Source organism: Aquimarina sp., assembly GCF_977115655.1.
This window is the reverse complement of record NZ_CDSBKO010000033.1, coordinates 1-16,084: the sequence shown is the minus strand read 5'-3', so window position 1 is coordinate 16,084 and position 16,084 is coordinate 1. Positions and strand designations below refer to the sequence as shown.

The following is a 16,084-nucleotide window of genomic DNA, read 5'->3' as shown; positions in this document are numbered from 1 at the left end:
CAAGAGTTTGATAGTTTTTAATTGTTTCTATTATTTCAAGGCTTTGGTTGAAAAGAGATGGATTAGATATTTGTAATCTATCCATCTCTTTCAAAATTGTATTGGCTAACTCAATTCTCTGTTTTTTGGATTAAAAATTCCCTCCGGGAATATCCCACCATAGTCGGGTACCTCCGTTATCAAGGCCTCCAAGAAGTGTGATTGCTTTTTGAACATTAGCAGTATTGGTATTTTTTTCACCAGTAGTAAAATTGATTCTTCTAATTTGTATATTGGTATCAATTTTCCCTCCGCTATTGTTTATTACAACAGGAAATATTCTGGGGTATCCAGTACGTCTAAACTCACTCCAGGCTTCTTGTCCTTCTGGGAACATTGCTATCCATTTTTGTGTGATTATTTGTTCTAACTGTTCTTCGTTTGTTCCAGCTGCGTTGTAAGCAATTTTAACATCACTTGGATATGCAATATTGTTAGCAGGGTTTATAGCATCTACATAGTCCTTAGGGGTACTCGTGTTATCTACTAAGTAGGCAGCTGAACCATCAATATTATGTTGAGAGAACGAAGTTTTTATCCCTTTTTCATAATGTTCTTTGGCATTACCAGCTCCTGTCCAACCTCTAAGAGCAGCTTCTGCTTTTAAAAACCATACTTCTGCAGCACTCATCCATTGTACAGTTCCTTGTGATACCACTTTACCAATAGCAGAATGCGGTTCGTATTGTGTTTTAGCAGTAATATCAATACCCATTCTAATCCCTTTATACGCACCATTTAAAGCTTTATCTTTTGCGGGTTCGAAATATGTCTTTTTACGGCCATCGTTATATCCTTCTAAAATGGATTCCATTTCAGCACTCATACGAATATCTCCCCATGAACTACTAATTTCAAAGATTGGATTAGGGAAACCACCATTGATTTTCATATCATCAGAGTTAGACTCCAATAATCCTGCGTCACTAGCTAATGCTAATTCTCCTTGAGTTCTTGCTAAAACAGGATCTACTTTTACTACACGCATAGCCAAGCGAAGCCGTAATGAATTTGCATATTTTCTCCATTTAGAAATGTCACCTTTATAAAGTGATAAATCAAAAGGCTTAAATAGTAGAGAGCTTTCAAGTTCTTTTAAACCATCTATTGCTGTTTTTAAATCATTAAAAAAGGTATTATATGCCAGCTCCTGAGAATCATATTGACCTGTTGTTGCAAAATCGTCAAACTTAGTGTATCTAATAGGTCCGTAAATATCGCTCACACGATGCATTGCAGAAACTTTAATAATATTTGCTAAATGAATAAACTCAGTTGGAGGGGTACTTCTCTCATTAACAATTGTTTTAATTTTTAATGCAAATGGCATTACATTGTTATAGGCATCGTTCCAAGGAAATTCATTCCAACCATCTACTAAAGAGTAGGTCATGTTATTAATATTTCCTGCAAATGGGGTTGGCGGTGTCATATACCCAGAATATACATCACCCATCAATCCCTGTTGTAATTGATAATTCCATGCTGGGGTAATATTTATAACATTTAAAAACATTGGTGTAAAAGGTGCGCCAATATCATTATTCATTTGTTCTAGGCTTCTTTCTGGTATAGAATTGGGATCTGTATTAATTTTCTCAAAGTCATCTGTACAGCCTGTGTAGCTCACAATTATGATGGAGGCTATGATATATTTTAAAATCTTGTTCATTTTCTTAGAATTTTACATTAATGTTTAATCCAATACTTCTAGTAGAGGGCTGTCCATAAATATCTACACCCTGTAAACCAATACCGGTACTTGATGCGATATTCGGGTCAAATGGAGCGTCTTTATAAATAAAGAAAAGATTATTTGCAATTAGAGATAGTTTGACGTTTTCAATAAAACTATTTTCAATATCAAGATTATACCCTAAAGACACTTCTCTTACATTAATATTAGTTGCACTATATACATACTCTCCTAATATACCATCTCTTCCTCCAACTGCATTGTAATAAGCCTGAGCAGAAATCTGTGCAGGATTACCATTGGTGTCTACAACATCAATCATACCTCCATTAGTATTTCTTGCATCAGCTGAGGACTGAGAAACCCCATATTTGTCGTTAACCGCTTCTGTAACACTTAGAACATCTCCTCCTACTTTGGCATCAACCAAAATATTTAAGGAGAAATCTTTGTAATCAAAAGTGTTATTCCATCCTAATGTATAATCAGGTTGTGCATGGGCAACAGTATTTTCTTTACCAGTGCTTTGTAATGTTAAATCACCTGCTGTAACTATTGGTGTTCCGTTTTCATTTCTTATCAAGGTACTCGCTCTAATACTACCAAAATCTTCGCCTTCTATTAGTGAATATCCATAGCCATTAACACCAGAAGCTGTTATTATTGCTTCCCCATTATTAAGTGATGGGTGAACAGATATTACTTTGTTTTTATTGGTTGCAAAGTTTATCAAGGTATTCCATGTAAAATTATCTGTTACAATTGGCTTTGCATTTAAAGTAAGTTCAATTCCTTTATTAGATATTTCACCTGCATTAACAATATTTCGAGTTAATCCAGAAATATTTGGTTCTGCAGCTATAAAGAATATTTGATTTGAAGTAGTTGTATTGTAATAGGTAAAATCAAATCCTAATCTATTTTGTAAAAATCTCCACTCTGTACCAATTTCAAATGATTTTTGTTCTTCAGGCTTAAGTGTTTCGCCTTCTATAACGTCAAACCTTGGGACACTAGCATTTCCAGTTCCTAGTTCAATGGGTTCTAATTGATTCGAAGCATACGCAGGAATATCTTTACCAACCACAGCATAAGAGGTTCTTATTTTTCCAAAAGAAATAAATTCTGGAAATTCAACCATTTCAGAAACAACACCTGTTAATCCAACAGAAGGATAAAAGAAGGAATTAGTATCTGTAAAGGCTAATGTAGATGACCAATCAGATCTTCCAGTTACATCCAAAAATAACATCTCTTTAAATCCTATATTCATAGATCCAAATACAGATTGCACTTCCCTGTTAGCAACATTTTGTTGAATATTATTAGTGTCCGAAAAATTGGCAATAGTAAATACATTTGGATATTTCAACCCTGGGTTTTTTCCAGAATCCAATAAAATCTGATCTCCTGTTGTATATTTTGTTAAACTTGTTCCTAAAATCCCTGTGAATGTAAAGTCTTCTGATAATTGCTTGTTATATGTACCAATCAAATCGATATATTGTTGAGTGTTTTCGGTTTTTTCTAAAATATATCTTCCTGTTGCAGAAGCAAAATTTGGGTCACTTCCACCATATATTCTTTGGTCAAAAGTAAAAAACGACTTGTCAAAACTTCCTCTGGATTGTAAAGAGAATTCTTCAGTAATTTGATATTTTATATTTACGTTTGCAAGAACTCTCTGAGCAATATCTTTCCTTAAGTTTCTGTTAATTAACCAGTATGGGTTTTGTTGAATGTTTTCATCAAATGATGACGCAAATTGATCCATCATATTCAACTCTGCATTAAAATATTCAAACTTATCTTTATAGATATTCAAATCAATTCCTACTGGGTTTAAATATAAACCAGTTAATGGATTTGAGTACAAACCATTTGTAGGTCTGTTCCAAATTCTTTGATCAGATAAAGTAATACTTCCAGAAACACTAATTTTATCATTCAAAAACTTAGCAGTTTCTCTAAGTGTTATATTATTTCTTACCATTTTGTTGTCTGGTATTACCCCTCCAGCAACTGTATTGGCATAAGAAAAATATGTCTGCGTTTTTTGATTACCTGAAGATAATGATAAAGATTGGATAGAAGTATATCCTGTTTCAAAAAAATCATCCACAGTATTGGATAAACCGCTGGTTTTTGCTCCCCATGTTTTTGCATCAGCAACTCTACCGTTTATTGCAATAGGTTGTCCTACAGAGGTAGATTGATATTCAGTTTGTAATTTTGGTAGAGACATAACATTATCAATTGTTATACTTGAATTGTAATTAACCGATAGTTGACCATCTTTACCTTTTTTTGTAGTAATTAAAATTACCCCATTTGCTCCTTGACTACCATATAATGCAGCTGCAGAAGCTCCTTTTAATATGGTCATACTATCAATATCATCTGGGTTGATTAGAGATAAAGCGTCTCCACCATCTCTGTTACCTGTTTGGCTACCAAAAATATCTCCTCCGGGAGTTTCTCCGTTTTGACCATTACCATTATTTAACATAGGTACGCCATCGATAACATATAGAGGGTCATTGTTGGTAGTAGATGAATTACCTCTTAAAACTACTTTTGTAGCTCCACCAAGTCCCGATGAACTTCTCGAAATGGTAAGTCCAGATACTTTACCAGAAAGACTATTAATAGGGTTGGTTTGTTTGATACTATTTAGTTCTTCACCACCTAGTTCTTGAGCAGCATAAGTAAGAGATTTTTTTGCTTTTGAAATACCTAAAGCAGTAACAATAACATCTTCTAATTGTTCGGTATCCTCTTCTAATTGAACATTAATTACGGTATCACTACCTACAGTTATTTCTTTGGGAACCATTCCTAGATAAGAAAAAACAATTACGTCACCCGTAGATGCATCAATTGCATAATTCCCGTCAAAATCTGTTTGCACTCCATTAGAGGTTCCTTTTACTAAAATGTTTACTCCAGGTAATGGCACGCCATCTGAAGCTCCTTTTACTGTACCTGTGATTTGGGTTCCCTGTCCAAAACTCAGATAAGAAAAAAATAATAAAGTGATTAGAGTTAAAATTTTTTGTTTCATATTAAAATGTAGTTTTTTTGAATGAGTCAAAGTAATATTTTAAATTTTTAACAAAATTTTTTTTAGACAAACGACATGGTTTATATAATAATCGACATGCATTTATAGATGACAGTTTTTTGAAAAATAGATATTCTTATTTTTTTTGTTTTTCTCTATAAATAGCCTTACATTTTTCAAAATTTTTTGTTAAAAACATAATCTTGAACAATATTATTTAATTATATTTTATAGAAAGGGGACAAGGAAGTGCAAAAGACTATCAAACGAAAATATCACTTGTATTTTTGGATTTTTTATTTCTTATTTAACGTTATTCGATGGGGAAGTTATTTTAATGATTATTTATATTCGTTAAAATCTAATTTGGTAGAATTTCCCCTGCATATAATTTTGGTTTACTTTAATATATATTATTTGGTGCCTAAATTTATATTTAAAAAGAAATATGTGTATTATGTGTTTTTTTTATCCTTAGGTTTAGGAATGCATTATATATTAAGGTCAGGACTTAATCTTTTATTGGTAACAGAAGATATTTGGCCAGAAGTAGAAGGCAGGTTAGCTCCTTTTGGGTTTAACCATGTAGTAGCAGTAGCAATAGGAGAGTTGTATGTGATTGGATTGACCTCAGCAATAAAATTTACTGTAGATTTTTTGGTTGTACAAAAAAAGAATAGATATTTGAGTGAGTTACAGTACAAGACAGAATTAAAATACTTAAAAGCACAGATACAGCCGCATTTCTTTTTTAATACTCTTAATGGATTATATGCACTTACTATAAAAAAATCAGATCTTGCTCCTTATATGGTATTAAAATTATCTAATTTTATGAGATATGTTATATATGATACAAGTAAGAAAAAACTCCCGTTGTTACAAGAAATTGATCATATTGATAATTATATTGAACTTGAAAAAATGAGATATGGAGACAGAGTTACATCTATTATCGATATAAATGGAAATATAGATGATGTAAAAGTAGTTCCTATGCTATTTTTACCGTTTATAGAGAATGCTTTTAAACATGGGTTAAAAAATACGGATCGAATGAAATTATCGATTTCTTTTGAAAAGTTTCAAAACGAATTAATATTTATGTCTAAAAATAACTATGAAGAAGAACCTAAACTAACAAAAACAGACGGAATAGGAATAAAGAACGTAAAAAGAAGGTTACAAATTCTTTATCCTAAAAACTTTACACTTAACATAACGCAGAAAAATAATGAATACCTGGTTTTGCTTAAAATTCCTCTATCATGAATATTAAATGTATAATAATTGATGATGAGCCTCTGGCAGTTGAGGTTATAGAATCTTTTTTACAAGAATTTAAAAATATTCAAGTAGTGGATACTTTTAAAGATCCAATAGAGGCTTTGTCCATATTAGAAAGAGGAGATATAGATGCTGTGTTCCTGGATATAAATCTTCCAAGAATGAACGGATTAGAATTTTTGAAAAGCCTGAACTATCACCCTCAAGCTATAATTACTACAGCATACAAAGAGTATGCATTAGAGAGCTATGAGTTAGAAGTTCTTGACTACTTGGTAAAACCTATTTCTTTTAACAGGTTTTTGAAATCTATAAACAAATTAACCGCAAGACTCATTTCTATAAAAAAGAATGAATTATCTGTTGATATAATACAGCAACCTGCCCATGTGTTTTTGAAAGTAGATAAAAAACTAGTAAAAATCCTCCTTAGTGATATCCTTTTTATTGAAAGCTTAAAAGATTATATAAGGGTAAGTACTCTGGAAGGGACATTTCTATCACACAAGTCTCTGACTAGTATAAGCGAAGAACTGCCATCAGAAAGTTTTATAAGAATCCATAAATCTTATACCATAGCAATAGATAAAGTAAAATCTATAGAAGGTAATCTGGTAGAAGTTGGTGAAAAAAGGATTCCTATAGGAAGAAATTATGCAGCACATGCCAAACAACGAATATTAAAAAACAAATCAAACTTACTAAAATAAAAATAATGATTCTAACAACATTGGATTACATAATAATAATTTCTTTTTTTCTAACTACATTGATTATAGGGCTTGTAGTTTCAAAAAGATCTGGAAAGGATACAGCAGAGTATTTTTTGTCTGGTCGTAATATGCCGTGGTGGCTACTTGGGTTTTCTATGGTAGCAACTACATTTTCTACAGATACACCAAATTTAGTTACAGATATTGTAAGACAAGATGGTGTTGCTGGTAACTGGGTTTGGTGGGCTTTTTTATTAACAGGGCTTTTAACTGTATTTGTATATGCTAAGTTGTGGCGTAAATCAAATGTTACAACAGATATGGAGTTTTATACATTGAGATACAGTGGAAAACCAGCAAGTTTTTTGAGAGGCTTTAGATCTATATACCTGGGTGTGGTATTTAATATAATAGCAATGGCAGCTGTAAATCTTGCAGCTATTAAAATTGGTCAAATAATGTTGGGACTCTCCCCGATACAAACTGTTTTGATAGGAGGATTAGTAACCACTTTTTTTAGTTCTGTAGGTGGTTTTAGAGGGGTTATTTATACAGATTTTGTGCTTTTTTTTGTTGCTATTATAGGGGCAATAGGTGCAGCTTATTACTTAGTTAACCTTCCAGAAGTAGGAGGCTTAAGTAATTTAGTTACACATCCAAATGTATCTGATAAGCTTTCCTTTTTTCCCGACTTTTCTAATGCCGAAGCATTAATAGGGGTTTTAATTATACCATTGGCAGTACAATGGTGGAGTTCATGGTATCCGGGAGCAGAGCCAGGAGGTGGAGGATACATTGCGCAACGTATGCTTGCCGCTAAAAATGAAAACCATGCAATTGGAGCAACATTCTTTTTTAATATTATGCACTATGCATTACGACCATGGCCATGGATATTGGTAGCATTGGCATCTTTGATAATGTATCCGGACATTGCAAGTATTCAAGAGGCATTTCCTAATATAGAGTCTGATAAATTAGGTCATGATTTGGCGTATTCAGCTATGCTAACAAAACTTCCTGCAGGTTTGTTGGGGCTTGTTTTAGCGTCACTGGGAGCAGCATATATGTCAACATTATCTACACATCTTAATTGGGGATCTTCTTATGTGGTAAATGATTTTTACAAGCAACAAATTAAAAAGGATGCAAGTGAAAAAGAATTGGTAAATGTTGGGCGAATTACTACAGTTGTTCTTATGGTTGCAAGCGCAGTTTTTGCACTTTTTCTAACCAATGCAAAACAGCTTTTTGATATCATTCTTATGTTTGGGGCAGGAACAGGTTTAGTTTATATATTACGTTGGTTTTGGTGGCGTATAAATGCATGGAGTGAAATATCTGTAATGTTTTCTGCTATGCTAATCCCTTTGATTCTTACTTTTACACCGCTTGGTGATATTTTATTTGGATATGTACAGGATTCGGGCGAGATAGTATCAGGTGTTTTTCCTTCTTGGTTTAGGTTTATTGCAATGGTAATTATAACATCGATTGTTTGGGTGGTTACTACCTATTTAACAAAGCCGGAACCAAAGGAAACTTTACGTTCTTTTTACGAAAATATACAACCTGGAGGACCAGGATGGAAAAAAGTTATAGATGAAGCTAATGCAGATGGAGTTGAAATAATTAAAGACAGAGGAAAATGGACAGTGCCATCCGGAATTTTGGCAATGTTATTAGGATGTGTCTTGGTATATACTTGCTTGTTTACGGTAGGTAATTTACTTTATGGAGATTATTCAATGGCAGCCTTTACAGCCTTTATCGCCGTAACTTCTGGTTTTTTATTAATCAGAGTTTGGAGATCGTTGGGTAAAAAATTGGTATCCTAAAATAATGAAAAGAGTACAATCTGTTGATTTTTTAAGAGGATTTACAGTAGTATTAATGATATTAGTGAATACACCTGGGGATTGGAACCATGTGTATTCACTCTTATTGCATGCTGGTTGGAATGGGCTTACCCTGGCTGATTTTGTGTTTCCGTTTTTTTTATTTGTAGTGGGGATATCTATCTCTTTTGTGTACAACAGTAAAAAAGGCGAAGCAAATTCTTTGGTATATAAAAAGATTTTTATCCGTAGTTTTAAATTAATAATATTAGGGATATTTCTTAATGCATTTTTACCATATTTTCCTTTTATTAAAACAGAATCTATACGTATTCCGGGAGTATTACAGCGTATAGGGATTGTTTTTTGCATAGTTTCTGTGCTGTACCTAAACTTTAATAAAAAAATACTTCTCTACGTATCCTTATTTTTGTTGCTTGGGTATTGGATATGGCTGGCATATATTCCGTTGCCAAATGGAAACCTGCCAATATTAGACAGAGGTACTGATAATTGGGCCAATTATGTTGATTATTTATTGCTAAAAGGACATATATGGCAACCAGATTATGATCCGGAAGGAATCCTTAGTACTCTGCCATCTATAGTAACAACTTTGATAGGGGTTTTTGTTGGTGAAATTTTAATAAACAAACAAAAACAAAAGCTTTTTTTGCTAACAACAATAGCTATATGTTTGATTGTTACAGGTTATATGTGGAGCATGTTTTTCCCTATAAACAAAGCACTGTGGAGTAGTAGCTTTGTTTTGGTTACTTCTGGGTATGCAACATTGTTCTTAGTAATATTTCATTACTTAATGGATGATAAGGGATATAGTTTTGGAAACCTGTTTAAATATGTAGGAGCTAATGCTATTGTTATTTATTTTACATCCATGATGTTCGCAAAATCCTTTTATTTGATCCAAATAGATACAGAGGTTTCAGTACATCAATTTTTGTTCGAGACCTTTTTTGTTTATAAAGATATTGCTATGGCATTATCTTCTCTTTTTTATGCATTGGTTGTTGTTGGTTTTTATATGGTTCTTGCCTGTTTTTTATATAAAAGAAAAATATTTGTCAAAGTATAAAAGATAAACGATTGAACCCCTCATTGAAGGTTTTACTCCCCAAGGCACACTTCAAAAACAAAACATATTTTACTCATAAGGATCTCTTGGTTATATTATCCATTTTATGGGATCACTATTCTTTACTTTTATCAATAAAGGAAATGTAAATTTTAATTTTCATTTATTCCTGTTTAAATGGTTTTTTGTACGTTAAATAATGTTATTCGTATATTTTATTTCTTTAAAGGAGCTTAAATACAGTACTTTATATCTTGAAATAAAATAACCTTAGAAGGAACTAACTATTTCTTCACACAAAAATTGTCTTAACGATGAAACACAAACTCTATTCCCCAAAAACCTATTCGGGTTTATGTAAGAAATTATGGCTACCTATATTTTCGGTATTATTTTTAACAATTAATTTAATTTATTCTAATTCTAATTCTAATAAAACATATTTAGAAACAACCACTTTTTTGCCTTCAGGTAATACTACCAAAATGGCACTTCCAATACAAGTTGGTGATTTGATAAATAAAGATTTATGGAACACTTTGTTTCCTTACCGTTTTGGTGCTAAAGATACTGGTGATGGTTGGGAATTGAACCCAAAAGACGATTTTTATACATTTGAATCTTTTATTGAGGCAATCAATAGAATGAGTAAAATCAAAGTAATTTTTGATAGAAGATGTGGCACTAATGCATATCGGGTTACTCGTATAGATAAGACTACGGGAGAATCAAAAGTTATAAGAACAGATGTAGACTTTGATGCACCAAGAAATGCAGAAAAAGAAATAATGACAGAAGAGGTAGATTATGGATCTTTTTTGGAAGAAGGTGATTTAGAAACCAGAAAAAGAGAAATAGCAGCTTTTTTTGCTAATATATCCCATGAAACAACAGGGGGTTGGGATACCGCTCCGGGAGGCAGGTTTTCTTGGGGATTGCACTTTCGTGAAGAGCCTACAGATGCCTCTTATGCTTATCCGGACACAAACTATCCTCCAACTGCGGGAAAATCATATAAAGGGCGAGGACCTATACAATTGTCTTATAACTATAATTATGGTCCTGCCAGTGAATTTATATTTGGAAATAAACAAATATTATTGGATAATCCAGAAAAAGTAATTGAAGATGCCGCCTTAGCTTTTCAAACAGCTATATGGTTTTGGATGACACCGCAATACCCAAAACCATCTGCTCATAATGTGATGGTAAACAAATGGTTGCCAAACGAATTGGATAAAACTAAAAACAGAGTGCCTGGATTGGGGATGACAGTGAATATCATTAATGGAGGAGTAGAATGCGGGCAAGGAGCAGAAAAACCTCAAGTACAGGACAGAATTGGATACTACCAAAGATTTACCGATATTTATAAAATAGGAACAGATATGGATGGGGTTCATGACCTGTCAGATTGTGGCTGTAAAGATATGTCTAAATATGGGGGAGACTCTGCAGATTTAACAGCAGAACCATGCGCTCAAAAACCTCAAATAACGTTTACCTCTCCAAAAAATGATGAGTTAATTAAGCAAGAAACATTTTCTCCAATTTCTGTTTCTTTGAGCATAGATGAAAAAGACACAAAGCTAGTTAGTGTGACCACGTCTGTAGATAATCAAACTTTTAATGGTGTTTCATTCAGTTGGACTCCATCAGCCTATGCAAGTCATGTTTTAACAACCAATGCAAAATTTGAAAATGGAACTACAGCAACCTCATCTATTAAAGTAACTGTATGGGATGGTGCAAGTTTAGACTGCCAAGAAGTAGCAGATTGGAAAGAAACAAGAATATACAAAGACAAAGGTACTTTTGTAAAACACAAAAATAAAGTCTATAAAAACAAATGGTATGCAGATAGTAGCAATGTTCCCGGGATTGATGGCGTTTGGGAATTTGTTAAAGATTGCGGAGCTTCTGAAAATTCTGCACCTGTAATCACTTGGGAGTCGCCGTCTGGTAACCAGGTTATCGAACAAAGCCAACTTAGTGCTATTACTTTAAAAGCAAAAGCAACAGATGCAGATGGTAGTGTACAGTCTTTTAAGTTTATTTATAATAGTACTGATATAGCAGCCACTTCTTCAGGAAATGATTATTCTGCCAGTTTTACCCCAACAGCATTTGGACAGGTAACTATAATAGCATCCGCTACAGATAATGAAAATAAAACTTCAGAAAAAACAATTTCGTTTACAGTAAAAGAAAAAATAACAGGAGGAAATATACCTCCGTTGGTTTCCATAACCTCTCCGGGCAATAATGCATCTTTTGATGCAGGAACCTCTATAAGCATAACAGCAAATGCTTCAGATGATGATGGTACCGTTACTAAAGTAGAGTTTTTTAATAACGGTAATAAAATAGGAGAAAGTAGTTCTGCCCCATATAGTTATACTATAACCAATAGTATTGCAGGAGATTATTCTTTAACGGCCAAAGCAACAGATAACAAAGGGATGACCTCTTTATCTGCAGCAATTTCAATTACTGTGATTAGTGGTGGAGGAAACGGTAGTTGCGTAGATGTAAAACAATACGTTGCAGGAACCTCTTATGGTTTAAACGACGAAGTTGTTAATGAAGGAGAAAAATTTAGTTGTGATATTCCGGGATGGTGTTCTTCTGCTGCAGCATGGGCGTATGCTCCGGGTACCGGATCATATTGGCAAATGGCATGGACAAAAACAGGGACGTGCAGTAAAAGTTTTTCAGACACAGAAACAAAAAATTACTCTGTGTTCCCTACAGTAACAAAAGATATTGTAAATGTTACAATAAACACAAAAAATAAATCTTGGATACGAATTAGTTTATATGATTTTTCAGGTAAATTAATATATTCGCAAACTTTCAGCGAATTACAACAAAACACAAAAAAATTATTCCCTCAAGATGTATCGCATCTTAAAAATGGACTTTACGTATTCAAAATTCAAGTAGATAATACTATTTATCACGAAAAAATCCTAAAAAAATAAACTTCTTTTAAAACTTATTCAGGGTAGCTAAGCAATAGTTTGGCTACCCTGAATAAGAATTTTTATAAAACCAAAAAATAACTAATAACACAAATCATGAAAAAAATCTATATCTTTTTTAGTATGCTTTTTTGTGCACTGTTGGCACAAGCGCAATATAATTTTCCGGCTTGTTTTCCAGAATGGAATGCTAGTAATAATCCTTACAAACAAGGACAAGAAGTTTCTTTGAATAGTTTGAATTACAGATGTAAATATTATACGAACGATGCTCCGGGAGCAGGTTCTTGGGAACTTATTGGAGCATGTGGAGACGGAGGTCTGGGGCCGGATTACTCAGGAAAACAACGTATTATAGGATACTTGCCTACTTGGGTTGCAGGTTATGATATTAAAAATAATTTTAAGCCAGAAGTAGTTACACATCTTAATATTTCTTTTTTGATGTTTAAGCAAAACAATAACGATTATAACAGCGCAGATTTTGCTTCTATATCTTTTGATGAGTTTCAAGCTAGAAAAGTAGATTCTGTACTTAATGATCTGGGGGTTTTGCAAAAATCTAAAGCCAAAGGAGTAAAAGTTTCTGTTGCCCTTGGAGGAGCTACTGATTATGCGTTTTTATGGTTAATGGCAAAATATCAAAATAATGATAGCAAACTAGACGAAATAGCAACATTAATAGCAAACTACGTTACACAAAATGACTTGGATGGTGTTGATTTGGATATGGAATGCTGGTGGGCTGATCCTGCTATAAAAGGAACATCAGATCAAGGAGGAAGAGTAAGAGGAAGTAAATGGGGAGATAGTGACAAGGGACCACACCCTGCTGGTATTGGATTAAGAAAGTTAAGCCAAAAACTAAGAGCAAAAATCCCTAATAAATTGATTACGGCTGCTGTTTTTGGAACTTCATGGTATGGAAATAATTATGATGATGGTATGGTAGAATATATGGATTGGCTTGGGCTTATGTCTTATGATTTTACAGGATCCTGGGATAAATCACCAGAGGGACCACATTCTTCTTTGTATAAAGTAGAACCAGGAACCTATACAGGACAAACAGCCGATAATCCTATTTATTCTGCACAAGACGCTTTGGAGTATTGGATGGGATTTGCACCACCGGCTTGGAACCATACAGGAGGATTTGATGTGCCAAAAGCAAAATTAGCATTTGGAGTACCCGTATATGGTTATGATTTTTCTGAAAAGAAACCTAACGGAGGTAATGGAGCTAAATTTGTGCCTTACAAAGATATACTTAAAGATTTTCCTAATGCAGCAACAACCTATGATCCCAAAGATTCTAAAAAACTACGTGGATTTATAGGAGAAAATGGAAAAAAACTATACTATAACACTCCTAAATTAGCTGCAGAAAAAATTAAATATTCAAAACAATACGGACATCAGGGATTGATTATCTGGGAGCTTACCCAAGATACAGATTATAACAGTTCTTCCAGTATCCTTAGAGCTATAAACGAGGCCGCAGGAAATGGTACTCCAATTAATAATTCTCCTGTGATTACCTGGGAAACCCCCGCTTCTGGAGAAGTAATTGAAATGACATCTTTTACTAATGTAGCCTTAAAAGCAAAAGCTACAGATAGTGATGGCACCGTAAACTCTTTTGTTTTTAAATATAATAACACAGAGATTTCGGCAACAAAGAATGGAGATTATTATACTGCTAATTTTTTACCTTCTGCGTTCGGAAAAGTAAGCATTATTGCGTTTGCAACAGATGATAAAAATGAAACATCAGAACAGGCAATTTCTTTTACTATAAAAGAAAAAGGAGCTAATACTGCGCCAGTGATAACTCAAATAACGCCACAAGGAACTGTTGAGTTAACATCTTTGGCCCCAATAAATATAAAAGCTACTATAACAGATGATGTACAGGTAAGCTCTGTAGAATTTGTTATTAATAATACAAGTGTAACTCCGGCAATGGTTGCAAACACCAATGTATATTCTACAGATTGGACACCACAAGCATTTGGAGCAGTTACCTTAAAAGTTGTTGCAACAGATAATCAAGGGTTAGTTTCTGAGGAAACAATGTCGTTTACAGTAGTCGAAAAAACCGGAGGAGGTTGTGACGGAGTAGAAGAATGGGATTCTGCAAAAGTATATTCTTCGACCACAGAAGTAAGCTATCAAGGAGTAGTTTATCGTAATAAATGGTGGACTCAAAATGAAACTCCGGGAAGTAGTGATGTTTGGCAGTTTGTAAGAGATTGTAACGGAGGAGGTGGTACAGGTACAGGATCTTGTACAGAACCTTTATGGTCGGTATCTGTTGCTTATAACGGAGGGGATAAGGTAACTTATCAAAACAAGTTATATAGCGCAAAATGGTGGATTAAAGGAGAAAAACCTGATGCTTCTTCTGCTTGGGGTTATATATCAGATTGTACTGCTTCCAATAACAGTTCTGTTGTTGTTTCAACAGTGGCAAAAGATCAAATAGAACTTAAAATAAATGCTTCAGAGCCAGCAATAATAACCGCAGAGTTATACGATTTTTCTGGTAAAAAACTTCAAAACCTATCTGTAAACAGAGCAATAAAGAGTGGGACTAACACTATTAATCAGGATGTATCTGGTCTTAATAAAGGAATGTATATCTATAAAATAGTTATAGACAAACAAGTGCATACTAAAAAAATAATTAAACTTTAATCCTTGATTGGGGTTTAAATTTTTCCGGAGCCTGCCTTACAGGACAAAATGTATTTACAAAAATATATCTTGCAGGGTTGCTCCGGACTTATTGATTATAAAATCGTATCTAAGCTTTTGCTTTAAGATATAAAGGGGTTTTTGTAGTCTTAGAGTGAAGGTTTAGTTAACGATTTTTGATGAAGTTATGCATGACCAAAACAGAACAATGATTTTTACAGTTTTGTTATATTAATATCTGGGTGCGCTGCATAACATCTTTTATAAACAGGTGCAATACTATAGTATACCCTAAAAATACAGTTTGATACCTTATAGATCGATTTGGTCAGAAAAGAAGATGAGACCAAACGATATACTAACTAATTTGTTTGTTATGTTTAGGATAGCCTGTAATCATGGTTGTTTTATTTGGAAAAGAGGCTGTCTGAAAAGGCGGTCTTTTTTTATTCTTTTATACCCGGATTATCAATCTCATTAAGTTAAGCTATATTTTTTGAGGATTAAATATCTGTAAAAGCAAAATACCCCTTTATTTACATCATGGATTCCAGCCTACGCTGGAGTGACAAGCAGAAAGCATTGTGTTTTGGTTATTTAGTCATTCTGGCAGTTTGTCATCCTATGTTTGTATAGGGTTTAAATTTCAATAATGATTTACTTTGTT

General features: G+C 33.5%; 8 protein-coding genes. 6 read left to right on the top strand and 2 right to left on the bottom strand.

The features are described from left to right. Window positions 1-130: 130 nt before the first annotated feature. On the bottom strand, window positions 131-1,711 hold the full coding sequence (locus ACZIYX_RS14055) for a RagB/SusD family nutrient uptake outer membrane protein (RefSeq protein WP_462682883.1): 1,581 nt from the start codon (window positions 1,709-1,711) through the stop codon (window positions 131-133). A 4-nt stretch (window positions 1,712-1,715) separates the two neighbouring features. Next, window positions 1,716-4,799 (bottom strand): SusC/RagA family TonB-linked outer membrane protein, encoded by a 3,084-nt coding sequence (locus ACZIYX_RS14050; RefSeq protein ID WP_462682882.1) that lies wholly within the window; start codon window positions 4,797-4,799, stop codon window positions 1,716-1,718. A gap of 420 nt (window positions 4,800-5,219) precedes the next feature. On the opposite strand from ACZIYX_RS14050, the gene ACZIYX_RS14045 reads away from it, so the two are divergent. The 6 genes from ACZIYX_RS14045 (at window position 5,220) to ACZIYX_RS14020 (ending at window position 15,417) form a co-directional block, all read left to right on the top strand. Next, on the top strand, window positions 5,220-6,071 hold the full coding sequence (locus ACZIYX_RS14045; RefSeq protein WP_462682881.1) for a sensor histidine kinase: 852 nt from the start codon (window positions 5,220-5,222) through the stop codon (window positions 6,069-6,071). Beyond that, window positions 6,068-6,796 (top strand): LytR/AlgR family response regulator transcription factor, encoded by a 729-nt coding sequence (locus tag ACZIYX_RS14040; RefSeq protein WP_462682880.1) that lies wholly within the window; start codon window positions 6,068-6,070, stop codon window positions 6,794-6,796. Before ACZIYX_RS14045 ends, ACZIYX_RS14040 begins: the two co-directional genes overlap by 4 nt. A gap of 5 nt (window positions 6,797-6,801) precedes the next feature. Further along, entirely contained in the window at window positions 6,802-8,637 is a 1,836-nt protein-coding gene (locus tag ACZIYX_RS14035; protein WP_462682879.1) for a sodium:solute symporter family protein, read from the top strand. A gap of 4 nt (window positions 8,638-8,641) precedes the next feature. Next, the gene (locus tag ACZIYX_RS14030) at window positions 8,642-9,733 is read left to right on the top strand and encodes an acyltransferase family protein (RefSeq protein ID WP_462682878.1); all 1,092 of its coding nucleotides are present in this window, start codon (window positions 8,642-8,644) and stop codon (window positions 9,731-9,733) included. A 314-nt stretch (window positions 9,734-10,047) separates the two neighbouring features. After that, a complete protein-coding gene (locus tag ACZIYX_RS14025) occupies window positions 10,048-12,717 on the top strand; it encodes a glycoside hydrolase family 19 protein (protein WP_462682877.1) in 2,670 nt (889 codons plus the stop codon). Between the two features lie 96 nt (window positions 12,718-12,813). Continuing rightward, window positions 12,814-15,417: a glycosyl hydrolase family 18 protein gene (locus ACZIYX_RS14020; RefSeq protein WP_462682876.1), complete on the top strand. Its 2,604-nt coding sequence runs from the start codon at window positions 12,814-12,816 to the stop codon at window positions 15,415-15,417. Window positions 15,418-16,084 lie beyond the last annotated feature (667 nt).